We start from the raw sequence: 26,227 nt of genomic DNA, 5'->3' as shown, positions 1-26,227 counted from the left end.
TAGACGATTCCCGACACGGAGGTAGCAATGTCCAACCCGCTCAAGAAGACCATGGTCTACCTGGGATTGGCAGACGAAGAGCTCGAGTACGGCGAGCCTGCTGCACCCGTCACCCCCGTCAGTCATGCGCCATCGGCCAGCAAGGGTGCCGCCCCGGTGACCCCGCTGCGCAAAGCCCCGGTCGCGAAAGCCCATCACTCGGCTCATGGCGCGCCGTCTGCGGACATGAATGAGATCCTCACCGTCCACCCTCGCCAGTATCGTGACGCCCAGGTCATCGCGGAGAGCTTCCGTGACGGAATCCCCGTGATCATCAATCTCTCGCAGATGAGCGATGGCGACGCTCGTCGCCTCATCGACTTCGCGAGCGGCCTGTCACAGGGCCTCTACGGCAAGATCGAGCGCGTGACGAACAAGGTCTTCCTGCTCTCGCCCTCGCACGTCGTCGTGTCAGGAGAGAACGGCGAGAACGAATCCGATGTCGAGGCGTCGTTCTTCGCACAGTCATAATTAGCAGGTGTCTGTCATCTCCCTCCTCGCGGGGATCGCGTATTTTCTCCTGCTCATCTATTTCTTCGTGATGTGGGCACGTTTCGTGCTCGATCTCGTGCGCACCTTCAATCGTTCCTGGCGCCCGCGCGGCCTTGGCCTTGTTCTCGTCGAGGCCGTCTTCGCGGTGACCGACCCTCCGATCAAGCTGTTCCGGAGGATGCTCCCACCGCTTCGGCTGGGCGCTGTCGCGTTCGACTTCGGCTGGAGTCTCACCATGCTCGGCGTGATCGTCGCTATGACGGTCGTCGGTGCCTTCCGCTGAGCGGATGCGGGTATTCTGAGTTGGTGACGTTGTCGGGTGGCGTTCCGTGCGATTCTCCGCCGGACTTTGCTACCGTTAGTCGAACGTTGTTCACATGTTCGCAATTGAGTTCTAAGGGTGGAAAGCCATGGCGCTAACTCCGGAAGATGTAGTCAACAAGCGGTTTCAGCCGACCAAGTTCCGAGAGGGTTACGACCAGGACGAGGTCGACGACTTCCTCGACGAGGTCGTCGTGGAGTTGCGTCGCCTGAACGCAGAGAACGATGAGCTTCGTCAGCGTCTCGCTGCAGCGGAGTCGCTCGGCGGGGAACAGGCCGCCGCGGCGCCTGCGCCTGTGCCGACCTTTGCCGAGCCGGTCGCCGTCGCCGCGGCTCCCGTCGTGGCCCCGGTTCCCGTCACTGCCCCGACGCAGAGTGCCGAGGACCTGGAGCAGACCAGCAGCACCAACCTGCTGCAGCTGGCTCGCCGCCTGCACGAGGAGCACGTGCGCGAGGGCATCGAGAAGCGCGACGCGCTCATCGCCGAGGGCCACGCGACCGCCGCTCGTGTCGTCGCGGAGGCGGAGGCCAAGCAGCGCGCCCAGATCGGGGCGCTCGACCAGGAGCGTATCGGCCTCGAGACCCGCATCGACGAACTGCGCACCTTCGAGCGCGAGTACCGTGCCAAGCTCAAGTCCTACATCGAGGGTCAACTGCGCGAGCTCGACTCCTCGAGTGTCAACGCTCCGGTCGCCGGTGCGTCGACGGCGGGCTTCGGCTCGCCGGTGAGCGCGAAGCCAGAGGGCGAGGGGGCACAGGCTCCGAGCTTCCAGGGCTTTGGCGGCTAAGGCCGCGGCGAAGGTCAGCGCCACGGCGCTTGTCGTACTGGCCGTCGTTGCGCTCTGCGCCTATGGACTCGACCAGTTCAGCAAGTACCTCGTCGTCATGAACCTGAGCGAGGGGGAGGTGGTTCCGGTGCTCGGAGGCGTTCTGCAATTGCAGTTCGTTCGGAACCCCGGGGCCGCCTTCTCGATCGCAAGCGGGATGACCTGGATCTTCACGATCATCGCCTCGGCGGTGATCGTCTTCATCGTCTGGTTCGCACGGCGCATCCGTTCCCTCGCCTGGGCGGTCGTCTTCGGACTGCTACTCGGGGGAGTCCTCGGGAATCTCACGGACCGGTACTTCCGGGAGCCAGGCTTCGCCGTCGGGCACGTCATCGACTTTCTCTCGACGCCGTGGCTCATCCCAGCGATCTACAACATCGCCGACATCTGCATCATCTCGAGCATGGTGCTGTTCATGATCCTCACCATCCGCGGAGTCGGGCTGGACGGGACGCGGATCGTGCACGCGAAGCCGAAGGAACGCTCGGAACCGGTCGACGACGCCGTCAGGGATGCTCCGACCGACCGGTCCGCGAGCAACACCGCCGTCTCCTGACGACATGGAGTCCCGTTCCTTTCCCGTCCCCGACGGACTCGATGGCACGCGTGTCGACGCTGGTCTCGCCAAACTCCTGGGCTTCTCACGCAGCCTTGCGGCCGGAATCGCCGAGGCCGGGGGGGTCACCCTCGACGGCGTTCTCGTCGATAAGGCCGACCGGCTGCACGCCGGCTCCTGGCTCGAAGTGAGTTGGCGGCCGAAGGACGAGCTCTCGATCGTGCCGATCGCGGTTCCCGATCTCGCCATCGTCTACGACGACGACGACATCGTCGTGGTGAACAAGCCGCCTGGGGTCGCGGCGCATCCCTCCGTCGGCTGGACGGGACCGACCGTCGTCGGGGCGCTCTCTGCGGCGGGATACCGGATCTCCACTTCGGGGGCGGCGGAGCGCGCCGGCGTCGTGCACCGGCTCGACGCAGGCACGAGCGGTCTCATGGTCGTCGCGAAGTCCGAGCACGCATACGCCTCTCTCAAGCGAGCCTTCCACGACCGCGAGGTGCAGAAGGTCTACCACGCCGTCGTGCAGGGCCATCCAGACCCGCTCGCAGGAACGATCGATGCGCCGATCGGGCGCCACCCGCGCTCGGACTGGAAGTTCGCCGTCGTCGCCGATGGAAAGCACTCGATCACCCACTACGAGACGCTCGAGGCCTTTCCGTATGCGTCACTGCTCGAAATCCACCTCGAGACGGGGCGAACGCATCAGATCCGGGTGCACATGGCCGCGCAACGGCATCCGTGCGTCGGCGACTCGATGTACGGAGCGGATCCCACCCTGTCGGCGAGGCTCGGACTGGAGCGGCAGTGGCTGCACGCCGTTCGGCTCGCCTTCGCGCATCCGCAGAGCGGCGAGTGGGTGTCATTCGATGCCGACTACCCACCGGATCTACGGCACGCTCTCGATGTCCTCGGGGAGGATTAGGCTGGAGTCTCAGCCGGCAGCATCCGCGCCGTCCGAGCAGCCAGCCCGTTCATCAGCAGTTCAGTAGCCAGTTAGCCGGAGCAGTCTTGTCCTCACGTGGCGATTCGTTCGTTCATCTGCATGTCCACAGCGAATACTCCATGCTCGATGGTGCCGCACGTGTAAAGCCACTCATCGATGCGGCCGTCGAGCAAGGGATGCCGGCCGTCGCCGTGACCGACCATGGCAACGTCTTCGGCGCCTTCGACTTCTGGCGCACTGCGACCGAGGCGGGCATCAAGCCGATCATCGGCACCGAGGCCTATGTGACCCCTGGCACTCATCGCGGCGACAAAACACGCGTGCGTTGGGGCAGTGGCGGGCAGGACGACGTCTCGGGGGCCGGCGCATACACGCACATGACCCTGTTGTCGGCGAACAACACGGGCATGCACAACCTGTTCCGGCTCTCGTCTCTGGCCTCGATGGAGGGCTACTACTTCAAGCCGCGAATGGACAGGGAGATCCTCTCCTCTTACAGCGAAGGGCTTATCGCGACGACGGGATGCCCGAGCGGCGAGGTGCAGACCCGGCTGAGACTCGGCCAGTACGACGAGGCCGTCAAGGCCGCAGCCGACTTCCGCGACATCTTCGGCAAGGAGAACTACTACGCCGAGATCATGGACCACGGGCTCGACATCGAGCGGCGCATCATGGCCGACCTGATCAAGCTCGCGAAAGAACTCGGTCTGCCCCTCGTCGCGACCAACGACCTGCACTACACCCACGCTCACGACGCGACGAGCCATGCCGCTCTGCTGTGCGTGCAGTCCGGGTCGACGCTCGACGATCCCAACCGGTTCAAGTTCGATGCGGACGAGTTCTATCTGAAGTCCGCAGAGCAGATGCGCCAGCTCTTCCGTGACCACCCCGAGGCCTGCGACAACACCCTCCTCATCGCCGAACGCTGTGACGTCGGCTTCGACACCGCGGCCAACTACATGCCGCGCTTCCCGGTGCCAGAGGGCGAGACCGAGGACAGCTGGTTCGTCAAGGAAGTCGACAAGGGTCTCGCCTATCGCTACCCGGACGGCATCCCAGAGCTTGTCCGCAAGCAGGCCGACTACGAGGTCGGCGTCATCTTGCAGATGGGTTTCCCGGGCTACTTCCTCGTCGTCGCCGACTTCATCAACTGGTCGAAGGACAACGGAATCCGCGTCGGTCCCGGCCGTGGCTCCGGCGCCGGCTCGATGGCGGCGTACGCCATGCGCATCACCGACCTCGACCCGCTCCAGCACGGTCTCATCTTCGAGCGCTTCCTCAACCCCGACCGCGTCTCCATGCCCGACTTCGACGTCGACTTCGACGACCGTCGCCGTGGTGAGGTCATCAAGTACGTGACCGAGAAGTACGGCGAGGAGCGCGTCGCGCAGATCGTCACCTATGGAACGATCAAGGCCAAACAGGCGCTCAAAGACTCCTCGCGCGTGCTCGGCTTCCCCTTCGGAATGGGAGACAAGCTCACCAAGGCGATGCCGCCGCCCGTCATGGGCAAGGACATCCCGCTGACCGGCATCTTCGACAAGAACCATCCGCGCTACAAGGAGGCTGCGGACATTCGCGCGGTCGTGGAGTCCGATTCCGACGCCAGGACCGTCTTCGACACGGCGCTCGGCATCGAGAACCTCAAGCGGCAGTGGGGTGTGCACGCCGCTGGCGTGATCATGTCGAGCGACCCGCTGATCGACATCATCCCCATCATGAAGCGCGAGCAGGACGGCCAGATCGTCACACAGTTCGACTATCCGGCCTGCGAGTCGCTCGGACTGATCAAGATGGACTTCCTCGGTCTGCGCAACCTGACGATCATCAACGACGCGCTCGACAACATCGAGGCCAACCGCGGCATCCGCCCCGTGCTCGAGGACCTCGACCTCGACGATCGTGAGGCATACGAGCTGCTGTCGCGGGGCGACACGCTCGGAGTGTTCCAGCTCGACGGTGGGCCTATGCGATCACTGCTGCGCCTCATGAAGCCAGACAACTTCGAGGACATCTCGGCGCTCATCGCACTGTATCGCCCTGGGCCCATGGGGGCGAACTCGCACATCAACTATGCCCTCCGCAAGAACGGGCAGCAGCCCATCTCGCCGATCCACCCCGAGCTCGCCGACTCCCTCGCCGAGATCCTCTCCACCAGTTACGGCCTCATCATCTACCAGGAGCAGGTGATGGCCATCGCGCAGAAGGTCGCGGGCTTCTCGCTCGGCCAGGCCGACATTCTGCGCCGTGCCATGGGAAAGAAGAAGAAGTCCGAACTGGACAAGCAGTTCGAGGGCTTCGAGGCCGGGATGCTGGCGAACGGCTACTCCAAACCGGCGGTCGATACGCTGTGGGACATCCTGCTGCCGTTCTCCGACTACGCCTTCAACAAGGCGCACTCGGCGGCGTACGGTGTCGTGTCGTACTGGACCGCCTACCTCAAGGCGCACTATCCGGCCGAGTATATGGCCGCGCTGCTGACGAGTGTCGGCGACTCCAAAGACAAGATGGCGCTCTACCTGAACGAGTGCCGGCGCATGGGGATCAAGGTGCTACCGCCGGACGTCAACGAGTCGATCGGGTTCTTCGCCGCCGTCGGCAAGGACATCCGGTTCGGCCTGGGCGCCGTGCGCAACGTCGGTGCGAACGTCGTGGACGGCATCCGGCTCGCCCGTGAGCAGAAGGGGCGATTCGAGTCGTTCCACGATTTCTTGCGCAAGGCGCCCATCCACGCAGCCAACAAGCGCACCATCGAATCACTCATCAAGGCGGGCGCCTTCGACTCGCTCGGTGCGACCAGGCGGGCGCTCGTCGAGATCCACGAGCAGTCCGTCGAGTCGGCGGTGAAGATCAAGCGCGACGAGGAGAACGGCAACATCGGGTTCGACTTCGACAGCCTGTTCGACGATGCCGGCGATTCGCCGACGTCCGAGGTGCCCGACCGGCCCGAGTGGGCGAAGCGCGACAAGCTCGCTTTCGAGCGTGAGATGCTCGGCCTCTACGTCTCCGACCACCCGCTCGCCGGTCTCGAGGTGCCGCTCGCGAAGCACGCGGGCACCTCGATCGCCGATCTGATGGCGTCCGAGGCCCTCCAGGACGGCGAGACCGTGACGATCGCAGGCCTCGTGACGAGTGTGCAGCACCGCACGGCCAAGAACTCCGGCAATCAGTACGGCATGATCCAGGTCGAAGACTTCGGCGGCGAGATCACGGTCATGTTCATGGGCAAGGCCTACCAGGAGTTCGCCTCGGCACTGCTCGGCGACTCCATCGTCGTGGTGCGCGGTCGGGTGAGTCTTCGCGACGACGGCATGAACCTGCACGCCTTCAGCCTGTTCAGTCCGGATCTGGGTCAGGGCGTGGAGAACGGCCCCGTAGTGATCTCGATGCCAGACAGCCGTGCGACGACCGACACGGTCACGGCGCTCAACGACGTGCTCGTCAGGCACGCCGGTGAAACCGAGGTGCGACTCAAACTGGTCAAGGGCTCGACGGTCCGTGTCTTCGAGGTGCCGTATCCGGTGCGGGTGACCGCGGATCTCTACGGCGAGCTCAAGAGTCTGCTCGGACCGAACTGCCTCGCGTAGCCGTGCGGCGTTCCCGCTCCGGCCGCTCAGACCACGTCGCCAGGGGTACGGTACTGACGTTTGTGATAGAGCAGGGGAGCGTCGTCGTCGCCGAGCTCGCCAGCCTCGATGTGGACGACAATCACGGCGTTGTTGTGCACGTGCAGTCGCTCGACGATTCTGCCCACCATCCACGAGGTCACGTCGTCGAGGATCGGCAGACCGCCGGGTCCCGCGCGCCAATGATCGCCGATGAAGCGCTGGGCGTTGTCGCCGGCCATCTTCTCGGCGACCGGACGGTTGCGCACACCGAGCATGTGGATGGCGACGCGATCCGTCTCGGCGATCGCGCGCCACGTGCTGGAGGACCGTGCCATGTTGAAGGTCGCCAGCGGAGGAACCGCCGAGAGGGACGCGAGCGAGGTCGCCGTGAAGCCGACGGGGTTGCCATCAGGATCGAGCGCCGTGATGACCGCTACGCCCGAGGCGTGCCGCCGGAACGCTCGCTTGAAGGCGAGGAGATCCTCCGGGGTCGCCGCACCAGCAGCCGGTGCCGCGGCGGCGGAGAACTCGGTCACGGGAGGAGTCGGTGTCTCGTTCATACGTCTGCATCAATCATGGAGAGACCTGCGGTATTCCCCGGACCGTTCGCGTGGGCGTCAGCCAATACACTGAAGGGGCCATGATCCAGAACATCGACCTCCGGGGACTTCAGCTTAGTCCAGCCGAACTGCTCGCAGCCGTGCCGCGAGCGGCCACCGACGTCTCGGCCGCCAGCGAGATCGCCGCCGAACTCATCGCCGACGTGCGGGCACGCGGCGAAGTCGCGCTCCTCGACCAGGCGGAGCGGCTCGACCGGGTGCGGCCGGAGGCCGTCCGGGTGCCAGCCGAGCATGTCGACCAGGCGGTGGCGGCTCTCGACCCCGCCGTGCGCCGTGCCATCGAGGAGACCATCCGCCGCGTGCGCCGTGCGAGCGCCGCTCAGGTGCCTCCGGCAGTGACGACGACTCTCGCCGATGGAGCGACCATTCTGCAGCGCTGGCAGCCGATCGGTCGCGTCGGACTGTACGTTCCCGGCGGCAAGGCCGTCTACCCGTCGAGTGTCGTCATGAACGTGGTTCCGGCTCAGGTCGCCGGGGTCGGCTCGATCGCGCTCGCCTCGCCGCCGCAGAACGCGTTCGATGGTCGGGTGCACCCGACGATCCTCGCGGTCGCGGGTCTGCTCGGCATCGCAGAGATCTACGCGATGGGTGGAGCGGGGGCCGTTGCTGCGCTCGCCTACGGCGTGCCCGCCATCGGCCTGGATCCGGTGCAGCTCGTCACCGGCCCCGGCAATGTCTACGTCGCGGCGGCGAAGCGGCTCATCCGAGGGCAGGCCGGTATCGACGCAGAAGCCGGTCCCACAGACATCCTCGTCATTGCGGATGCCGCAGCCGACCCCTCGCTCATCGCAGCCGATCTCGTGAGCCAGGCCGAGCACGACGAACTCGCCGCCGCCGTGCTCGTCACCGACTCGGCCGATCTGGCCGTCGCCGTCGAGGAGAAGCTCGGGGAACTCGCGGAGAGTACGGCACACAGCGGGCGGGTCACCGCGGCTCTCGGCGGCACTCAGTCCGCGATCGTCCTCGTCGACGACCTCGGGGTGGCCGCGGCATTCAGCAACGCCTTCGGCCCAGAGCACCTCGAGATCCAGACCTCCGAACCGGAGACGACGCTCGTGCTGATCGAGAACGCCGGGGCGATCTTCCTCGGCCCGAATTCGCCCGTCAGCCTCGGCGACTACGCCGCCGGTTCGAACCATGTGCTCCCGACGGGCGGGCAGGCACGCTTCTCCGCTGGTCTCGGCGCGTCGACGTTCCTGCGCTCGCAGCAGATCGTCAGCTACAGCCGCGAGGCGCTGCGTGAGGTGGCCGATCACATCGCCGCCCTGTCGACTGCTGAGGCGCTTCCGGCGCATGGCGATGCCGTCGCCGCGCGGTTCGCCTGATTCAGGACCGAGACGGGCGTCGCAGCCGGGCGCCTCTCGCATCGCGCTAGGCTTGAGCCACGATGTTCTGTCCGTTCTGCCGCCACCCGGACTCCCGGGTCATCGACTCCCGCACGAGCGATGACGGCCTCTCGATCCGTCGCCGTCGGCAATGCCCGGAATGCGGTCGTCGTTTCAGCACGACCGAGACAGCCAGCCTCAGCGTGATCAAACGCAGCGGGGTCGTCGAGCCGTTCAGCCGCGAAAAGGTCGTTCTCGGTGTGCGCAAGGCTTGTCAGGGTCGCCCCGTGACCGACTCCGACCTCGCCGTGCTGGCGCAGAAGGTGGAGGAGACGATCCGCTCGACGGGTGCCTCGCAGATCGAGGCGAACGACATCGGCCTCGCCATCCTGTCGCCGCTGCGAGACCTCGACGAGGTCGCCTATCTCCGTTTCGCAAGCGTCTATCAAGCGTTCGAATCACTCGACGACTTCGAGTCGGCCATCGATCAGCTGCGTGTCGAGCACGGCAGGCTGCCCGCGAGACCGCAGGAGTAGGCCGGGGCGGAGGCCGGTCGGCCGTCGCGCCCGGTAATCTTACAGCGCCATGTATCGCATCCTCTTTTCTCTCGTCCTGTCCAGGCTCGACCCCGAGCGTGCCCACCACCTCGCCTTCAGCGTGATCCGGGCGCTCCCGGTTCTGGGCTTCGGTCGTCTCGTGCACCGCTTCACCCGCCCGCGCAGCGACCTCTCGGTGCAGGCTCTCGGACTGCATTTCGAGACGCCATTCGGGCTCGCCGCCGGATTCGACAAAGATGGCAAGGCCGTCGTCGGCCTCGGACAGCTCGGCTTCGGACACGTCGAGGTCGGCACGCTCACGGCACACGCTCAGCCGGGCAATGAGAGACCGCGTCTGTTCCGCCTTGTCTCCGACCGGGCCGTGATCAATCGGATGGGCTTCAACAACGGCGGGTCGAGCGCGGCGCGCGAGCGGCTCTCGCGGGTACGTGCCACTCGGGTGCGGCCGGTGCTCGGCGTGAACATCGGTAAGAGCCGCGTGACCGCCGTCGCCGACGCGACGGAGGACTATCTGTCGAGTGCGCGCGCCCTCGCGCCCGTCGCAGACTATCTCGTCGTGAACGTGAGTTCGCCCAACACCCCTGGACTGCGCGGACTGCAAGAGCTCGAGTTGCTCGCTCCGCTCCTGGCTGCGGTCAAGGAGGCATCCGGATCGACGCCGTTGCTCGTGAAGATCGCACCGGACCTGCTCGACGAGGAGCTGCGCAAAGTCGCCAGGCTCGTCGTCGACCTCGGCCTCGACGGTATCATCGCCACGAATACGACGGTGGCCCGAGGGGGACTTCGCACCCCGGCGCCCGTTGTAGAGGCGGCCGGTGCCGGGGGGCTCTCAGGAGCACCGCTCGCGGAGCGATCGCTCGCGGTGCTCCGACTCATCCGCGCGAACGTCCCCGACGCCTTGTGCGTGATCTCGGTGGGCGGTGTCGAGACCGCCGAGGACGTCAGAGCACGGCTCGACGCGGGCGCCACGCTCGTGCAGGGATACACGGCGTTCCTGTACCGAGGTCCGCTCTGGGCGATGCAGGTCAACCGCGGCCTGGAACGGCTCGCGATCGCGGGCCGGTCGGCTAGAGGAAACCAAGTTCGGTGAGCTGGTCGGCGAGGCCGGAGCCGTCAGGAGCGTAGACCCATGGCACGCCCGTGTCGCGGCGGGCCTCCGCCTTGGAGCGCCCGCCGGCCAGAACCGCCTCGCCGGTCGAAAGCTGCCGGATGGCGACGGCGGCGACGTTCCGCGGTCGCCTGGTCGCGAACTCGCCGTAGATGTCCTCGTCGTGCTGGCCGTCGTCGCCGACCAGGAGCCAGCGGATGTCGGGGAACTCCTCGGCGAGCCGCATGAGATTGACGCGCTTGTGGTCCTGTCCGCTGCGGAACCAGCGATCGTGGGTCGGCCCCCAATCCGTCAGCAACAGGGCACCGGCCGGGTAGAGATTGCGGGACAGGAAGCGGGTCAGGGTCGGGGCGACGTTCCAGGCTCCCGTCGACAGATAGATCACCGGTGCGCCCGCGTGCGAGTTCGCGAGGCGTTCGAGCAGCACGGCCATCCCCGAGGTGGGAATGCGGGCGTGCTCGTCGAGCACGAAAGTGTTCCAGGCCGCGAGCAAGGGCCGTGGGAGCACGGTGACCATGACGGTGTCGTCGACGTCGGAGATGACGCCGAAGCGCACGGCGGGATCGACCACGTAGATGGGAGCCTCGACGGGGGCAGAGCCGCCCGCCGTTAAGGTCGCCGAGTGCCAGCCGGGGGTGAGGCCGACGGGAACGACGGCGTCGACCACCCCGCCACGGTCGGAGCGAACCTCGATCACAGTGCCATCGACCTCGATCCGCACGGTGACGTATCCCAACGGGACACTCGTGAAACTGCGCCAGCCTCGGATGCCCTGCTCGCGTCGCCGCTGGCGTCGCCGCAGGACGCGCTCTGATCCCGATCCCTCCGAGACGGGGCGGGAGAGCAGCACCCGGCACAGGATGCGCGCCCACTCGGTGGAACCGTAGCCGGAGTACGGGATGACCGTGGGACGGTGGCCGCGTTTGCGGGCCCAACGTTCCCTGCGCTCGTGCACCCAGTCCTCGACGCGTGCAGCGCCGTGCGGGGTCGCTGCGCGGGCGGGGCGCACCGGCTGGGGTTCGGGGGTCTCGGCCACGACCTCAGTCTTTCACGTCGCCCCGTCTTCGCCGCACTGTCAGATATTGGAGCAATGTGGAGGAATCCCAACTAGAGTTGAATTTCGTATGTCGAGGAGGAAACGTGCCGGTAGGGGACCTAATTGGGGCGGACGATCCGAGTGCAGCATTGGCTGTACGGACGGAGCCGATGCAGCAGCGAAGTGCGGAGCGCTTGAATGCGCTTCTCGATGCGGCAGCGGAGGTTGTCGACGAGGTCGGCTTCGATCGCGTCACGACCGCGATGATCGCCGAGAGAGCGGGTGCCTCAATCGGCACCGTCTACCGGTATTTCCCGGACCGGGTGGCGGTGCTGCATGCCCTGCGCGATCGTTCGGTGCAGCGGTTCCGTCTGCGCGTCGCCAATGAGATGATCGGCCGGAACCCGTCGAACTGGTGGGATGCTATCGATTGCACGGTTACGGCGTTCGTGGATCTCTACCGCACAGAGGCCGGGTTCCGGATCATCCATTTCGCCGATCGCGAACGCGCCCCGCTGCCCGGAGAGGACATCGAGGCCGGGTTCTTCGCCTACCGGCTCGCGAACGTACTCGCCGAGGAGTTCGGCCTGCCCGGCGGACCGGAGCTCACCTTCCGTCTCGAAGTCATCGTGGAGATGGCGGACGCCCTGCTCTCACGGGCTTTTGTGACCGACCCGCATGGCGACGAACGGTTCATCGCCGAATGCCGTTCGATCATGCACGCTTACCTCGTCAGCCACTACGGAACATCGTCGACGCATAGTCCGGACGACGGGCGAGCGCGTCGATCCTGACATTTTTCACGATCTCCTTTCGCTCACGCACCGAATGGTGTTTGTGTAGACCTCTGGCACGTGTTGATCCGACCCATTCGAGGAATGAGCCACCTATGATCGAGTTCCGCTCGGTGACGAAACGATTCCCCGACGGCACGCTTGCCGTCGAGGACTTCAGTCTTGTGATCCCGTCCCGCAAGACGACGGTTCTCGTGGGCTCATCCGGGTCTGGCAAGACGACCCTGTTGCGCATGATCAACCGCATGGTCGACCCGACGAGCGGCACCATCGCGATCGACGACACGGATGTCTCGACGGTCGACCCGGTCAAACTTCGTCGCAGCATCGGCTACGTCATGCAGAACTCGGGGCTGTTGCCGCACCGCAAGGTCGTCGACAACGTCGCGACCGTCCCGATGCTGCGCGGTACTCGCAAACGCGAGGCACGTGCGCACGCGCTCACGCTGCTGGACACGGTCGGGCTGGATCGCTCGCTCGCCGACAAGTACCCGAGTCAGTTGTCGGGCGGGCAGCAGCAGCGGGTCGGCGTAGCGCGTGGACTCGCCGTAGATCCCAACATTCTGCTCATGGACGAGCCATTCGGAGCCGTCGATCCGCTCGTTCGCGCTGAACTCCAGCAGGAATTGCTGCGGTTGCAGGGCGAACTCGACAAAACCGTCGTGTTCGTGACGCACGACATCGACGAGGCGTTTCTGCTCGGCGACCAGGTCGCGATCCTCAAGACGGGCGGACGGGTCGCCCAGATCGGCACACCGAGCGAGATTCTGGCGCAGCCGGCCGACGACTTCGTCGCCAGTTTCATCGGAGCAGATCGCGGGCGGCGGGCGTTGCACCTCACCGAGATCGACGGGCGCCGGCTCGTCGTGGACTCCGAGGGGCGCCCGGCCGGAGTGCTCGCTTCGTGAACTGGCTGTGGTCGAACCTCGATCTGGTCTGGCAGCTTTCGCTGGCCCATGTCGCGCTCAGCGTGCTTCCCGTCGTGCTCGGTTTCGCGATCTCCCTGCCGCTGGGCTGGCTCGCTCATCGGTACCAGGTCGGCCGCAGCGTGCTGTTCACGACCGCGACCGTGTTGTTCACGGTGCCGTCGCTCGCGATGTTCATTGCGCTTCCCGCGGTCATCGGCACGAGCATCCTCGACTCCGTCAACGTCGTCATAGCTCTCACGATCTACGCGGTCGCGCTCATGCTGCGCGCGACCGCGGATGCGCTCGACTCGGTCGACGCCGACGTGCGCCAGTCCGCGACGGGGGTGGGCTATTCGGCGTGGCAACGGTTCTGGCTGGTCGAGCTGCCGCTCGCAGGACCCGTGCTCCTCGCTGGCCTGCGCGTCGTCTCGGTGAGCACGGTGAGCCTCGTCACCGTCGGCTCGGTGATCGGGGTGACGAGCCTCGGCTACCTGTTCCTCAACGGATTCCAGCGGAACATTCCGATCGAGGTGGCGAGCGGAATCATCGCAACAGTGCTCATCGCCCTGATCTTCGACCTGGCGCTCGTCGCGCTCGGCACCTTCCTTCTGCCCTGGAACCGTCGGCACCGGCGCGCTGCGTCGCCGACGACATTGCGGGTCTCGGAGGCGGCGGGTATCGGATGACTCTGTTTCTTGCCGCGATCGCATGGATCTTCGATCCGGCCGCCCACTCCGGGCAGAACGCACTGCCGACGCGCATCGCCGAACATCTCGGTTACACCTTCGGTGCCGTGCTGATCGCCGCCGTCATAGCACTCCCGGCCGGCTATCTGATAGGTCACACCGGCAGGGGGCGCGAGCTGGCGGTCTCGTTCACGGGGGGTATGCGTGCGCTGCCGAGTCTCGGCATCCTCATCCTGTTCGCCCTGGGGCTCGGCATCGGCTTCAAGGCGCCTCTGCTCGCCTTCGTGATCCTCGCGATACCGCCGCTGCTCGCCGGCGCCTATGCAGGGATCGAGGCGATCGACCGCTTGACGATCGACGCGGCGCGCGCGGTCGGCATGACCGAGTGGCAGATTCTGGTCACGGTCGAGATCCCGCTCGGGATGCCGTTGCTCATCGGAGGCATCCGCGCCGGCGTGCTCCAGGTGGTCGCGACCGCGACGCTCGCCGCCTACGTCGGCGGCGGTGCACTGGGTGGCTACATCTTCCACGGCATCAGCACGAAGAACTACATCGAGATGCTCGGAGCCTCCATCGTCGTCACCGCGCTCGCCCTCGTGCTCGAGGGACTCTTCAGCGTTACCCAGAAGGCCGTGGTTCCGCATGGAGTGTCCGCGGGTCGCGCGAAGATGGTCCGTGTGCGGCCGTCTCGGCCACGCACGGCGGTGACATACCCCATCGAGAAAGGGAAATAACCATGTTCACAGCACGAAGAGGCCGGCTCGCGTTCGTCGGTGCCGTCGCGGCCCTGGCGGTCGCGGCCCTGGCCGGTTGCGCATCCGGCAACCCGTTGGGCGCCGCCAGCACCGATTCTGCCGGCGGATCCTCCGGCGCCATCGTCGTCGGCTCGCAGCAGTACTATTCCAACGAGATCATCGCCGAGATCTACGCGCAGGCCCTCGAGGCCAACGGGTTCACGGTCGAGCGCAAGTTCAACATCGGTCAACGGGACGCCTATCTTCCGTCGCTCGAGAACGGCGAGGTCGACCTGTTCCCCGAGTACACGGGCAACCTGCTGCAGTACTACGTTCCCGACACCCAAGCACGCACGAGCGACGACGTGTACGCCGCGCTCGCCGACGCCCTGCCGAAAGGTCTCCGTGTCCTCGATCAGGCCGCGGCAACCGATCAGGACTCCTACGTCGTGACCAAGGAGTTCGCCGACGCCAACAAGCTGACCTCGATCGGGGATCTCGCCTCGGTCACCACCCCCCTCACGCTCGGCGGCAACTCCGAGTTGGAGACCCGTCCTTACGGTCCGAAAGGGCTCAAGGCCACCTATGGCGTCACGATCGGCTTCATCGCGATCGAGGACAGCGGCGGACCCCTCACCCAGCAGGCGCTCAAGGACGGAACCGTTCAAGTGGTCAACATCTACAGTGCGGATCCCAACATCAAGGCGAACAACCTCGTGACGCTCGAGGACCCCAAGGGCCTGTTCCTGGCATCCCACGTCGTCCCCCTCGCCGGCGACGGGGTGACGGATGAAGCCGCAGCGGTCGTCAACAAGGTTCAGGCGGCACTGAGCGCATCCGATCTCGTCGCGCTCAACTCGCTCAGCGTGAACGAGCAGGAGTCGGCCGACACGATCGCCAAGGGCTGGTTGGCCGAGAAGAAGCTGTTTTAGTCTCTCATCAGCCGAACCACGGCCGCGTCCGTCCCGCAGGATGGGCGCGGCCATGTCGTTTCTCCTCGCGATGGCCATCCCCCGGAATGGGGGCGCGATGACTTCGTAGCAGTACAGTGGCGCGGTCGCTCCTGCACCGATGTGATCAGCGAGGCTGGAGGTCGTCGGATGGCGCCTGCCTGCCCTCGCCGCGGTCCGGCTCCATGTGCTTTGCCTCGCTGCGCTGCAGCAGCCTCTTGGCGACGACGACGAGCACGACGAAGACGACGATGACGCCGACGAAGATGTAGCCTGCGAAATGCAGTTCCTCGGCGAGCTCCCGGTAGCCACTGGCGACCAGCGATCCGACCGTCACATAGGCAAAGGCCCAGATAAGGCACGCGGGGACGGTCCAGGCCATGAAGGTGCGGTAGCGCATCGTGCTCATGCCGACGGTGACCGGGATGAGGGAGTGCAGCACCGGCAGGAACCGCGAGGTGAAGACGGCGATTCCACCGCGCCTGGTCAGGTAGCGTTCGGCGCGGCGCCAATTGTCCTCCCCGATCGTGCGTCCGAGCCTGCTGCGCCGGACATGCGGTCCGAACCATCGCCCGAGGGCGAAACCGATGCTCTCACCTGTGAGAGCGCCGATCACGACGGCGACGACGAGCGAGATGTACTGTACAGGGTTCTCGACGGCGGTGCTCGCCACGATCACGATCGTGTCGCCGGGGACGACGAGGCCGATGAGGATCGAGGTCTCGAGCATGATTCCAACGGCGGCCAGGAAGGTTCGCGCGACGGGGTCGACGGTTTGAACGATGTCCAGGATCCACGTGAGAAGCTCGTTCACGTCATCGAGCCTAGGCTGTCGCCCGCTCACCAGCCGAAATCACGAGCAGAGGTTCTGAGCGCTCAGGCTCAGAGCAGCAGGAGCAGGGACACGACCGGAACGGTGAGGAGGCCTACCGCCACGGCCAGGACGAGCGCGCGGCTCAATGCGGGGAGCGGCTTCCGCGGTGCGAGCAGGCGGGAGATGCGCGCGTTCACGGTGGACGCGTCGGCGGCAATGGTCGCTGCGCCGTCCCGGGCGTAGCCCACCCCGTCCCAGGGTGAGCCGACGAGGGCGATCGTGGTCGCGAGCGTGTATGCATCGACCTCGCGTTCCGCCTCGTCGTCTGCGAGCATCTCGACGAGCAGCGTCACGGCGTGCTCGGCCCGATTGGCGATCGGAAACCAGGGGAGTGCGCTATCCCACGCCTTGAATGCGAGCAGAACCAGATGGTGATACTGCCGTAGATGGGTGCGCTCATGCGCCAGCACCGCGTGGAGTTGCTCGGGCTCGAGCAGTTCGATGAGCCCCTCGGAGAGCACGGTGATGGTGCGGACTCCCGGCAGGCAATAGGCGACCGGCGCCGGATGATCGAGCACTCGCGCGTCGGGGCGATCGGGCATGGGTGAGCTCAGGAGATCCACGAGTGCGTGATGCCGCCGCCTCTGCCTCTCCGTGCGCACGGCAGTGTCGACGAGATTGAGGAGCAGATGGGTGCCGAGGAGGAGCGCGCCGCCGATCGCGACGATGTGGGTCGCGCCGATGTCGGCCGGGAGTGGACCGGAGAAGAGATGCCCGAGCAGCACGCTCACCCCGGCGGGCAGCTCGCCACCGAATGGGACCAGGCCGTAGACGAGGAGCGCTCCGATCATCGACAATCCGCCTGCGAGGGCAACGGCCTGCCACAGTGCGAGAGCGATGCCCGGCGCGCGCGAAGGCCAGGACGCACGCGAGAGCGCTATGGGAACCGGCCAGGCGAGGAGGACGGCGAGTGCGGCGAGTGCGCCGCTCGCGAGGTACACGGCCTTACCCGTGCTGACGCGGAGCGAGCAGCTTTCGCAGCGTCTCGGCCTCGTGTGGCGTGACCTGTCCGACGAAACGCGCGAGAGCGGCATCTCTGTCAGGGGAACTGCCCAGGACCTCGTGCATGAGCTCGGCCGTATGCTCGGCTCGACTCGTGACCGCCCGGTAGAGATGGGGCCGGCTCTCGCGAGTGCGGGAGACGAATCCCTTGTTCTCCAGCCGCGTCAGCACAGTGAGAACCGTGGTCGTCGCCAGCGCGCGGCGGCCGGATGCTCCGTGTGTCACCACGAGCCGATCGCGGAGTTCGTTGGCCGAAAAGGCGGAATCCTGATCCCATAGGATGTCCATGACGGATCGCTCGAGATCGCCCAAAGTCGCCATGTACTCAGATTACCGTTTTGTCGCGAGATGTTCTACGCTCAGTAGAAGAAGAGGGTTCTACATCGTGTAGAACACGATCGCAGGGAGTGCGAGTGAACGAGTTTCTGGATCCGTTGCTGCTGTCGCGCTGGCAATTCGGCCTCACCACTGTCTACCATTTTCTCTTCGTGCCGATCACGATCGGTCTCGCGACGACGGTGGCGATCTTCCAGACGGCTTGGGTGCGCACCGACAAGGCGAAGTACCTGCAGCTCACCAAGTTCTTCGGCAAGATCTTCCTCATCAACTTTGCGATGGGCGTCGTCACCGGGATCGTGCAGGAGTTCCAGTTCGGCATGAACTGGTCCGACTACTCGCGGTTCGTCGGCGACGTGTTCGGAGCGCCGCTCGCGCTCGAAGGCCTGCTCGCATTCTTCCTCGAAGCCACGTTCATCGGTCTGTGGATCTTCGGATGGGACAAGCTCCCGCGCCGACTCCACCTCGCCACGATCTGGCTCACCGCCATCGGAACCATCCTGTCGGCGTATTTCATCATCGCTGCCAACGCGTTCATGCAAAACCCCGTCGGCTTCGAGATCAACGACACGAAGGGCAGAGCCGAGCTGACCGACATCGGTGCTCTGCTCGCCAACAAGGTTGCCCTCGCGGCGTTCCCGCACACGATCTTCGCATGCTTCATGGTGTCGGCCGGCCTCGTCATCACGGTCGCGGCGTGGCACCTCGCTCGCAATCAGCACCTCGACACCATGCGTCCAGCGCTCAAGTTCGGCCTCTGGATGATGGTCGTCGCCGGTGTCCTCACGACCCTCGCGGGCGACCAGCTGAGCCTCGCGATGGTCTCGACGCAGCCGATGAAGATGGCCGCGGCCGAGGCTCTCTACAACACGGCCGGGCCGGCGTCCTTCTCGATCTTCACTCTCGGGACGCCAGACGGGGTGCATGAGCTCTTCTCGATCCGCGTGCCCTACCTGCTGTCGTTCCTCTCGACCCATACCTTCGACGGCACGGTCGAAGGCATCAACGATCTGCAGGCACAGTACACGCAGCTCTACGGTCCTGGCGACTACACGCCTATCATCTGGGTCACCTACTGGTCGTTCCGCTGGATGATCGGTCTCGGTCTCCTGCATGTCGTCGTCGCGGTCGTCGGCCTCTGGCTCACTCGCAAAGGACGCCACCCCGGGAACAAGTGGGTGTGGAAGGCGGCGATCTGGTCGTTCCCGCTCTCGCTCGGCGCCATGATCGTCGGCTGGGTCTTCACCGAGATGGGCAGACAACCCTGGCTCGTCTTCAGCCTTCTCAAGACGGAGAACGGGGTGTCGCCCGGTGTTTCCGGCGTCGAGGTCCTCATCTCGCTCCTCGCATTCACGCTCATCTACGGCGCCCTCGCCGTCGTCGAGTTCACACTCATCAAGAAGGCCGTCCAGAAGGGGCCGGACGACGTCAGCGAGCCTGACCCGGAGACCGGCCGCATCCAACCCGTTGCGACGGTCTACTAGGAGGAACTCATGGATCTCGGCACTCTCTGGTTCTGGATCGTCGTTGGCCTCTTCGTCGGCTACTTCGTGCTCGACGGTTTCGACTTCGGCGTGGGCATGTCCCTGCCGTTCCTCGGCAAGGACGAGGTCGATCGCCGTGTGCTCATCAACACGATCGGTCCTGTCTGGGACCTCAACGAGACCTGGGTCATCGTCGCGGGAGCCTCGTTGTTCGCGGCGTTCCCCGAGTGGTACGCGACGCTGTTCAGCGGTTTCTACCTCGCGCTGCTGCTCATTCTGCTCGCGCTGATCGCACGCGGAGTCTCCTTCGAATACCGGCACCAGCGGCCGGAATCGCGGTGGAAGAGATGGTTCGACGGCATGATCATCGTCGGCTCTGCTGTTCCCGCATTGCTCTGGGGGGTCGCCTTCGCCAACATCGTGCAGGGGGTGCCGCTCGACGCCGACCACAACTACACCGGAACGCTGTTCGATCTGCTCAATCCCTATGCACTGCTCGGGGGGCTCACGACCCTGCTGCTCTTCTTCACACACGGCGTGGTCTTCGTGTCGCTGAAGACCATCGGCGACATCCGAGAACGGGCGCGCGTCCTCGCCGTCCGATCCGGCGTCGTGACGATCGTGATCGCCGCGGCCTTCCTGGTCTGGACGGCCTTCGTGGCTGCTTTCTCGCCCGCCTACCTCGTGCTCGCGGCCTGCGCGGCGACCGCGCTCATCGGAGCATGGGTCGCGAATCTGCGCGGCGCGGAGGGGTGGTCGTTCACCCTCATGGCCGTGACGATAGCGCTGGCCGTGATCGCGCTCTTCGCGGCGCTGTTCCCGGATGTCATGCCGGCGAGCAACGACTCGGCGAACAGCCTCACGATCGAGAACGCCTCGAGTTCGCCGTACACGCTCGCCGTGATGAGCTGGACGGCGCTCATCTTCCTACCGCTGATCGTCGCCTACCAAGGCTGGACGTACTGGATCTTCCGCAAGAGGATCGGCCGCGCGACGATCGATGCCGCCCACCCGGAGAGCACGCCGGTGGCGTGACGTCTGCGATGCCGCGTCACGTCGCTCACCAGAATCCGCACTAGCCTGACATCGTGCGTCCCATCGATCCCCGGCTGCTTCGTCGTGCCTCCGCGATGCGTGGCTTCCTCGCCGGAGGCGCGCTGCTCGGCCTCCTCCAGACGATCGCCGTCATCGCGTTCGCCTGGCTGGTCTCGCAACTCGTGACACGGGGGATCGCCGGGACGCCCCCTGCCGAGCTGGCGCCGCTGTTCGCGGCACTCTCCGCCGTCGTGATCGTGCGTGCCCTCACGATCTGGGCGCTCGATGCCGCTGCGATGAGTGGTGCCGCTCGGGTGAAGAGCCAGTTGCGTGCCCTCATGCTGGATGCCGTCGCCAGACTCGGTCCCTCCTGGATGCGAGGCCGCAGCACGACGAGCGTCGCGACGGTGATCGGAACAGGCCTCGACGCCCTCGACGGCTACTTCGCCAAATACCTTCCGCAACTCATCCTCACGGCCGTCGCGACCCCGGTGCTCGTCGCGGTGATGTTCTGGTGGGACCCGCTCAGCGGTGTCATCGTGATCATCGCCCTCCCGCTCATCCCTGTGTTCATGGTTCTCATAGGGTGGGCCACCCAGGCTGTGCAGCAGCGGCAATGGCAGACACTGCACCGTCTCTCGAACGGATACCTCGACGTGGTCGGTGGACTCTCGACCCTCAAGATCTTCGGCAGGCAACATCGACAACTGGAACGCATTCGCGCTGTGACCGACGAGTATCGTGCGGAGACCATGAAGGTGTTGCGGATATCGTTCCTCAGCGGGTTCGTGCTGGAACTCGCAGGCAGCCTCTCGGTCGCACTCGTAGCTGTGTCGGTCGGCCTGCGGCTGCTCGACGGGCAGCTGAGTCTCGCTGTCGGGCTCTTCGTGCTCCTGCTCGCTCCGGAGGCCTTTCTGCCCGTGCGCAACGTCGGAACCCAGTTCCATGCCGCGGCCGACGGCGTCGCGGCCGCCGAGGAGGTGTTCGAGATTCTCGATGCCGCCGACGTGGCGTCCACCGCTCCGGCGCATAGCAGGCCGTCTTCGCCTGAGCCGCCTTCGCACGGACAACCTTCGCCGGGGCGACGCGGCGCCGACGCGCTCCGGCTCCACGGGCTGAGCATTCGGCACGGCGAGCGGCTCGTCGTCGAGGGCTTGAGCGCGACGTTCCCGGCCGGTCGGCTGAGCGTCGTCTCCGGACCGAGTGGGGCGGGCAAGTCGACGCTGCTCGCAGCACTCCTCGGCTTCGTCGCCTACGATGGCGAGATCCGCCTCGGCGGCGTAGAGGTCGCGAACCTCGGCCGAGACTGGCTCGCCTGGTGTGGGCAGGACCCTGCGCTGTCGGCTGGTTCGGTTGCCGACAATATCGCGCTCGGCAGTCGGTCGCGAGACGAGGTGCTCGTGGAGCGCGTTCTCAGGCAGGCCGCGGCGGATGAGATCGCGGCCGGAACCCCGCTCGGCGTCGGCGGCTCGGGAGTCTCCGGGGGGCAGGGCCAGCGGATCGCGATCGCACGCGCCCTCTATCGTCTTCACGAACGCGGGTGCCCGGTGCTCGCGCTCGACGAGCCCACTTCCGCCCTCGACGAGGTGAACGAGGCGCGCGTGATCGCGACGCTGCGGGAGATCGCAGGCGCCGGCACCGTCGTGATCGTGGTGAGTCACCGGCCCGCGGTCATCGCCGCCGCGGACGAAGTGCTCGAAATCGCCGAGGTGATGCATGCCTGAGACGGGTGCGGTAAGGCTGGGAACGGAGGCCGCGGCCGCAGGCACCTCATCGCCGGAGGCCGCCGAGAGCGAGGGCCTGGCAACGGAGGGCTCGCTAGGAACGCTTCGTGCTGTGACCCGCCGCGTGCTGCGACTCGCTCAACCGGGGCCGGCTCGCTTCGCCCCGGGACTGATCGCCGGGCTGCTCGGAGCACTCTCGGCTGTCGCCCTGCTCGCGACATCCGCTTGGCTCATCACCCGCGCAGCGGAAGAACCGCCCATCCTGTTTCTCTCCATGGCGGTCGTCGGGGTGCGCGCCTTCGCGCTGGCACGTGCGTCGTTCCGCTACCTCGAAAGGCTGTTGAGTCACGACGCGGCCTTCCGTCAGCTGGCCGGCCTGCGCATGGCGGTCTTCGAGCGTCTCGTGCCGCTCGCGCCCGACGGGCTCGCGCGCACTCGCCGCGGCGACCTCCTGGCACGGCTCGTGCACGATGTCGACGAACTGCAGAACCTGTCATTGCGCGTCGTGCAGCCCCTTCTGATCGCCGGACTCGTCGTCTCGTTCAGCGTCGTCGGCGTGTGGGTCATCGTACCAGCGGCCGGTGCTACGCTCGCGATCTGCCTCGCGGTCGCCTTCGTGTGCGGAACCGTCGTGAATGCGGCCATCTCCGCTCGATCGGCGAGACTGCTCGCCCCGTTGCGCGGCGCCTTCGCCGACGAAGTTCTCGACCTCGTGACCTCCATCGACGTTCTCACCGCCTTCGACGCCGTCGACGATCGCCTGGAACGTCTCGCAACGGCGGATGAACGACTCCGCCGCACCTCGATCCGTCTCACCGGCGGGGCAGGGCTCGCTGCGTCGGCGCTCTCGCTCAGTGCGGGAGCGGCGACACTCCTCGCGATTCTCGTCGGCGTGCCGGGCCTGGGCGACGGCAGCCTCGACGGCCCACGATTCGCGGTGATCGTCCTCGTGCCGCTCGCCGTGTTCGAGGTGTGTGGAATGGTTCCGCTCGTGGCGGGCGCGTGGCGTCAGGTGCACACGAGCGCCGAACGTGTCGCGACGATCGTGCCCGAGCGCGTTCCCGCAGGCATCCCCGTCGACCCCGACGGCGGCGGAGGACCTCTCACGGTCCGCGAGGGCCCGGCCGGCACCCGGCCAACCCCGCGGATCCGGCTCAGTGCGCTCAGCGCCCGATGGCCGGCGTTCGCTGAGGACGCGGGCGACGACGGCTCACGTCTCGCATTGCGGGGGATCGACCTCGACATCGCGCCGGGGGAACGGGTGCTCGTTCGCGGCGCGAGCGGGTCAGGCAAGACCACACTCGCCCACGTGCTCGTTCGATTCCTCGACTACGAGGGTAGCCTCCGTTTCGGCGAGCACGAGGCAAGCGGGTTGTCGCAGGATTCCGTGCGCAGCGTCGTCGGCCTGTGCGAACAGCGACCGTGGCTGTTCGACGCCGATCTGCGGCAGAACCTCCTGTTCGCACGCGATACGGCGAGCGACGACGAGCTCTTCGCCGTGCTCGAGCGGGTCGGTCTCGCGGAGTGGGCGCGGGACCGCGGCGGCCTGGACGCCCGGCTCGGCGAACGCGGCGCCCTCGTCTCCGGCGGCCAGACACAGCGCATCGCGCTCGCTCGCGCGCTGCTCGCCGGGTTCCCTGTTCTCGTGGTGGATGAGCCGACCGCGAACGTCGACCGCGCCCAGGGCGAGCGGCTGCTGCGTGACATCATGGCGGCGACCCGGGATGTCGGCGATGTCGTGCGCACCGTCATCCTCATCTCGCACGACGAGGTTCCCGAGGAGCTCGTGACCAGGCGCGTGCTGCTCCAGGAGGGGCGCGTGCTCAGCGACTCCGGCCGAGGGCTCTGAGCCTGCGACCTTTCCTGGTCCTCGGGCTCAGTCCTCCGGCCAGTCCTCGGGCTCAGTCCTCCGGCCAGTCCTCCGGCTTGGTCAGAGGCTTGCGCAACAGCGTGAGTCGACGCCGCCATATTGCCAGGAGCCGATCGTCGGCTGCGAGCTCCGGCCCGTCGACGATGCTCGTGACCTGCCGGATGCCGTGCAACGCGTTCACCGCCCAGACCACGCAGCCCCCGAGTCCGCCGGGCAGGACGCTCTCGCCGTGGGTCTCCACTCCGAAGGCTGCGGCGAGCACCATGATCGTGCGCGCCGTCACGCTGTCCACTCGTGCCATCTCGGCCGGCGGATGCCGGAGCGCTCCGTGGCGCCACCACAGCAGCGCCGTCGTCGAGCCGTCGACGATCGAGCCGTCCGGTGTGAGGATCATCGCCTCCTGGGCGCCGAGTCGTTGCGCCCGCTGCCTGAGCCTCATGAGCGCAGGGATATCGGGACCCTTGATCGAGGGAACACGGCGAGGGTCGGGGACATCCGGCACTGCGAGCGTGAGCGCCGTTCCGAGCCCCGGTGCCGGTCTGAGCCGAAAGCGGAGTTCGAGGCCTCCCTCGTGTTCGAGCAGTTCGACGCGCGGAAACCAGAGACCGTCGCGGGGGATCGCCGCGAGGCTCGCCGCCCAGAACGCTGCGAGCGCAGCCGTATCCGCCCAGCCGACGGATGCCGCCGAGCGTTCGAACCGTTCGCGATGCAGTTCGAGTGCACGGACGAGGCCGTTCTCCACGAGCCAGGAGTCCGCGACCTCCAGTCGCGGCTCCGACGTCTCGCACGATTCGATGAGTCGCAGCCCGCCGGACAGCCAGCGGTAGGCGGCATCGGTCTCGGTCATCGCTCTCCTTCGTGTGCGGCATGTCGCCCTAGGCTAGTGGGGTGACCGGGCAGATCCGCAGTGTGCTTCTCGACGGCTGGTGGGATCCGGCGTTCGTCTTCACCGCACTGTACGCCCGGGAGGCGTACGCCTTCTGGCTCGACGGTGGAACGAATGCCAAGAACGGCATGAGCTACCTCGGGGCGGCGCTGGCCGGCAGAGTGGTCACGGCATCGGTGGACGACGGGACAGTGACGGTCGCGCGCCCCGGTGATCCGGCGGGGAACGTCGAACCCGCGACGATCTTCGAGTTCCTCCGCGAAGACCTCGCGGCGATCCCGATCGACGATCCAGGAGGAACCGGTGGTTTTCGCCTCGGCTGGGTCGGCTGGCTCGGCTACGAGCTCGCCGCCCAGACGACGGGCACGCCCGTGCACGAGGCGTGCACCCCCGACGCGGCGTTCATGTTCGCCGATCGCGCCATCGCCTTCGATCATCGGGCGGGCACGGTCACCCTGCTCGCCCTCGAGCGCGGAACGGATGCCTCCGGCGCGACGGAGGCCTGGGCGCGAGCCGTGCGCGAGCGCCTCGGCGATGCCGGGGCGGCGGGTCGCGACGGGCGGGGCGACGACGGTTGCGCCTCCGTGACCGACGAACGGACCCCTCCCACCGCGCGTTGGCGTCACTCGCCGGAACATTACGAGACTCTCGTTCTCGCCTGCCAGGACGCGATTCGCCGTGGGGACGCCTACCAGCTCTGCCTCACCAACGAGATCGAGGTCGACAGCAGCCCCGATCCGCTCGATGCCTATCTGCGCTTGCGCTCTTCGAGTCCGACGCATCACGGCGGGCTGCTGCGTTTCGGCGGCGTCTCGCTGTTGAGTGCGAGCCCTGAGCAGTTTCTCAAGGTCACGGCAGACGGCCTCGTGACGACCAAGCCGATCAAAGGCACGCGCGCGCGCGCCGCCGGATCTGCGCGCGATCGGCAGGTGAGGGCCGAGCTCGAGGCGAGCGACAAGGAACGGGCCGAGAACCTCATGATCGTCGATCTCATGCGCAACGATCTCGGACGCGTCGCGGCACTGGGGTCCGTCACAGTGTCAGAGCTGCTCGCGGTCGAAAGCTATGCCCACGTGCACCAGCTCGTCAGCACGATCCAGGCTCGTCTGGCTCACGGACTCACGGGAGTCGACGCCGTCGAGGCCTGTTTTCCGGCCGGGTCGATGACCGGGGCGCCGAAGTTCAGCGCGATGACGATCCTCGACGGTCTGGAGGGCGGGCCACGCGGTGTCTACGCTGGTGCGTTCGGCTATTTCGGGCTCGATGGCGCCGTCGACCTCGCGATGGTGATCCGGTCGATCGTGCTCGACCGCGACGGCGCCAGGATCGGAACGGGGGGTGGCATCACCGCCCTCTCTGTTCCGGTCGAGGAGATCGAGGAGACGCGCGTCAAGGCACGGGCGCTGCTCGCGGTCCTCGGCGTGGTCGACCGCTAGATGGCCCTCCTCGTTCTGCGCCATTTCCGGCGTTCCGCGCCGTCGCGGTGGTGCGGAACGCAGAAAGTGGTGC

25 protein-coding genes are annotated in these 26,227 nt (G+C 66.5%); 19 read left to right on the top strand and 6 right to left on the bottom strand.

The features are described from left to right. The first annotated feature begins 27 nt into the window (after positions 1–27). From ACFQB0_RS06930 to dnaE, 6 genes are all read left to right on the top strand, one after another. Positions 28–510: a cell division protein SepF gene (locus tag ACFQB0_RS06930; RefSeq protein ID WP_386729208.1), complete on the top strand. Its 483-nt coding sequence runs from the start codon at positions 28–30 to the stop codon at positions 508–510. Positions 511–517: 7 nt separating this feature from the next. Beyond that, a complete protein-coding gene (locus tag ACFQB0_RS06925; protein WP_386729206.1) occupies positions 518–814 on the top strand; it encodes a YggT family protein in 297 nt (98 codons plus the stop codon). A gap of 127 nt (positions 815–941) precedes the next feature. Next, positions 942–1,640, top strand: a complete 699-nt coding sequence (locus tag ACFQB0_RS06920) for a DivIVA domain-containing protein (RefSeq protein ID WP_386729204.1) — start codon at positions 942–944, stop codon at positions 1,638–1,640. After that, entirely contained in the window at positions 1,630–2,235 is a 606-nt protein-coding gene (gene lspA, locus ACFQB0_RS06915; protein ID WP_386729201.1) for a signal peptidase II, read from the top strand. The genes ACFQB0_RS06920 and lspA overlap by 11 nt, the downstream gene beginning before the upstream one ends. Before the next feature lie 4 nt (positions 2,236–2,239). Continuing rightward, entirely contained in the window at positions 2,240–3,160 is a 921-nt protein-coding gene (locus tag ACFQB0_RS06910) for an RluA family pseudouridine synthase (protein ID WP_386729198.1), read from the top strand. Between the two features lie 140 nt (positions 3,161–3,300). Beyond that, positions 3,301–6,768 carry a DNA polymerase III subunit alpha gene (gene dnaE / locus ACFQB0_RS06905; RefSeq protein ID WP_386729195.1) on the top strand — a complete coding sequence of 1,156 codons (3,468 nt, stop codon included), beginning with the start codon at positions 3,301–3,303 and terminating at the stop codon, positions 6,766–6,768. Between the two features lie 26 nt (positions 6,769–6,794). Here the strand turns inward: dnaE and ACFQB0_RS06900 are convergent, their stop codons facing one another. Further along, positions 6,795–7,325: a flavin reductase family protein gene (locus ACFQB0_RS06900; protein WP_386729187.1), complete on the bottom strand. Its 531-nt coding sequence runs from the start codon at positions 7,323–7,325 to the stop codon at positions 6,795–6,797. Positions 7,326–7,429: 104 nt separating this feature from the next. On the opposite strand from ACFQB0_RS06900, the gene hisD reads away from it, so the two are divergent. The 3 genes from hisD (at position 7,430) to ACFQB0_RS06885 (ending at position 10,381) form a co-directional block, all read left to right on the top strand. After that, positions 7,430–8,734: a histidinol dehydrogenase gene (hisD, locus tag ACFQB0_RS06895; RefSeq protein ID WP_386729184.1), complete on the top strand. Its 1,305-nt coding sequence runs from the start codon at positions 7,430–7,432 to the stop codon at positions 8,732–8,734. A 62-nt stretch (positions 8,735–8,796) separates the two neighbouring features. Next, a complete protein-coding gene (gene nrdR, locus ACFQB0_RS06890) occupies positions 8,797–9,270 on the top strand; it encodes a transcriptional regulator NrdR (protein ID WP_386729182.1) in 474 nt (157 codons plus the stop codon). Between the two features lie 49 nt (positions 9,271–9,319). After that, entirely contained in the window at positions 9,320–10,381 is a 1,062-nt protein-coding gene (locus ACFQB0_RS06885) for a quinone-dependent dihydroorotate dehydrogenase (protein ID WP_386729179.1), read from the top strand. Here the strand turns inward: ACFQB0_RS06885 and ACFQB0_RS06880 are convergent. Continuing rightward, positions 10,359–11,435: an App1 family protein gene (locus tag ACFQB0_RS06880; RefSeq protein ID WP_386729176.1), complete on the bottom strand. Its 1,077-nt coding sequence runs from the start codon at positions 11,433–11,435 to the stop codon at positions 10,359–10,361. The two genes, ACFQB0_RS06885 and ACFQB0_RS06880, sit on opposite strands and share 23 nt — an antisense overlap. A gap of 170 nt (positions 11,436–11,605) precedes the next feature. Here ACFQB0_RS06880 and ACFQB0_RS06875 point away from each other — a divergent pair, with 170 nt between their 5' ends. The 5 genes from ACFQB0_RS06875 (at position 11,606) to ACFQB0_RS06855 (ending at position 15,489) form a co-directional block, all read left to right on the top strand. After that, the gene (locus ACFQB0_RS06875) at positions 11,606–12,229 is read left to right on the top strand and encodes a TetR family transcriptional regulator (protein ID WP_386729173.1); all 624 of its coding nucleotides are present in this window, start codon (positions 11,606–11,608) and stop codon (positions 12,227–12,229) included. 95 nt (positions 12,230–12,324) lie between these two features. Continuing rightward, a complete protein-coding gene (locus ACFQB0_RS06870) occupies positions 12,325–13,137 on the top strand; it encodes an ABC transporter ATP-binding protein (protein ID WP_386729170.1) in 813 nt (270 codons plus the stop codon). Next, complete coding sequence (locus ACFQB0_RS06865; protein WP_386729166.1) at positions 13,134–13,823, top strand: ABC transporter permease; 690 nt, start codon at positions 13,134–13,136, stop codon at positions 13,821–13,823. The genes ACFQB0_RS06870 and ACFQB0_RS06865 overlap by 4 nt, the downstream gene beginning before the upstream one ends. Then, entirely contained in the window at positions 13,820–14,557 is a 738-nt protein-coding gene (locus tag ACFQB0_RS06860) for an ABC transporter permease (RefSeq protein WP_386729163.1), read from the top strand. Before ACFQB0_RS06865 ends, ACFQB0_RS06860 begins: the two co-directional genes overlap by 4 nt. A gap of 2 nt (positions 14,558–14,559) precedes the next feature. Beyond that, positions 14,560–15,489 (top strand): ABC transporter substrate-binding protein, encoded by a 930-nt coding sequence (locus ACFQB0_RS06855; protein ID WP_386729161.1) that lies wholly within the window; start codon positions 14,560–14,562, stop codon positions 15,487–15,489. Between the two features lie 145 nt (positions 15,490–15,634). Here the strand turns inward: ACFQB0_RS06855 and ACFQB0_RS06850 are convergent, their stop codons facing one another. The 3 genes from ACFQB0_RS06850 to ACFQB0_RS06840 all read right to left on the bottom strand — a co-directional run bounded on the left by ACFQB0_RS06850 (position 15,635) and on the right by ACFQB0_RS06840 (position 17,704). Then, positions 15,635–16,321, bottom strand: a complete 687-nt coding sequence (locus ACFQB0_RS06850) for a DedA family protein (RefSeq protein WP_386729158.1) — start codon at positions 16,319–16,321, stop codon at positions 15,635–15,637. Positions 16,322–16,389: 68 nt separating this feature from the next. Continuing rightward, on the bottom strand, positions 16,390–17,322 hold the full coding sequence (locus ACFQB0_RS06845) for a M56 family metallopeptidase (protein ID WP_386729155.1): 933 nt from the start codon (positions 17,320–17,322) through the stop codon (positions 16,390–16,392). A gap of 4 nt (positions 17,323–17,326) precedes the next feature. Beyond that, on the bottom strand, positions 17,327–17,704 hold the full coding sequence (locus tag ACFQB0_RS06840) for a BlaI/MecI/CopY family transcriptional regulator (RefSeq protein ID WP_386729153.1): 378 nt from the start codon (positions 17,702–17,704) through the stop codon (positions 17,327–17,329). Positions 17,705–17,796: 92 nt separating this feature from the next. Here ACFQB0_RS06840 and ACFQB0_RS06835 point away from each other — a divergent pair, with 92 nt between their 5' ends. From ACFQB0_RS06835 to cydC, 4 genes are read left to right on the top strand one after another with little or no spacing between them, the layout of a single operon-like run. Then, positions 17,797–19,203, top strand: coding sequence for a cytochrome ubiquinol oxidase subunit I (locus tag ACFQB0_RS06835; protein WP_386729151.1), 1,407 nt, complete (start codon positions 17,797–17,799; stop codon positions 19,201–19,203). A gap of 9 nt (positions 19,204–19,212) precedes the next feature. Next, positions 19,213–20,238 (top strand): cytochrome d ubiquinol oxidase subunit II, encoded by a 1,026-nt coding sequence (gene cydB, locus ACFQB0_RS06830; RefSeq protein WP_386729148.1) that lies wholly within the window; start codon positions 19,213–19,215, stop codon positions 20,236–20,238. Positions 20,239–20,291: 53 nt separating this feature from the next. Continuing rightward, the gene (gene cydD, locus ACFQB0_RS06825; protein WP_386729146.1) at positions 20,292–21,962 is read left to right on the top strand and encodes a thiol reductant ABC exporter subunit CydD; all 1,671 of its coding nucleotides are present in this window, start codon (positions 20,292–20,294) and stop codon (positions 21,960–21,962) included. Further along, the gene (gene cydC, locus ACFQB0_RS06820) at positions 21,955–23,811 is read left to right on the top strand and encodes a thiol reductant ABC exporter subunit CydC (protein WP_386729143.1); all 1,857 of its coding nucleotides are present in this window, start codon (positions 21,955–21,957) and stop codon (positions 23,809–23,811) included. Before cydD ends, cydC begins: the two co-directional genes overlap by 8 nt. Positions 23,812–23,863: 52 nt before the next feature. On the opposite strand, the gene ACFQB0_RS06815 is transcribed toward cydC, so the two are convergent. Beyond that, on the bottom strand, positions 23,864–24,679 hold the full coding sequence (locus ACFQB0_RS06815; protein ID WP_386729140.1) for an aminotransferase class IV: 816 nt from the start codon (positions 24,677–24,679) through the stop codon (positions 23,864–23,866). A 41-nt stretch (positions 24,680–24,720) separates the two neighbouring features. On the opposite strand from ACFQB0_RS06815, the gene ACFQB0_RS06810 reads away from it, so the two are divergent. Then, positions 24,721–26,154 carry an anthranilate synthase component I family protein gene (locus tag ACFQB0_RS06810; RefSeq protein ID WP_386729138.1) on the top strand — a complete coding sequence of 478 codons (1,434 nt, stop codon included), beginning with the start codon at positions 24,721–24,723 and terminating at the stop codon, positions 26,152–26,154. The last annotated feature ends 73 nt before the right edge of the window (positions 26,155–26,227 follow it).

The organism is Luethyella okanaganae, from assembly GCF_042660285.1.
Taxonomy (GTDB): domain Bacteria; phylum Actinomycetota; class Actinomycetes; order Actinomycetales; family Microbacteriaceae; genus Luethyella; species Luethyella okanaganae.
Note: the sequence above shows the minus strand (reverse complement) of the source record. Positions and strands in the feature narration are given on the sequence as shown.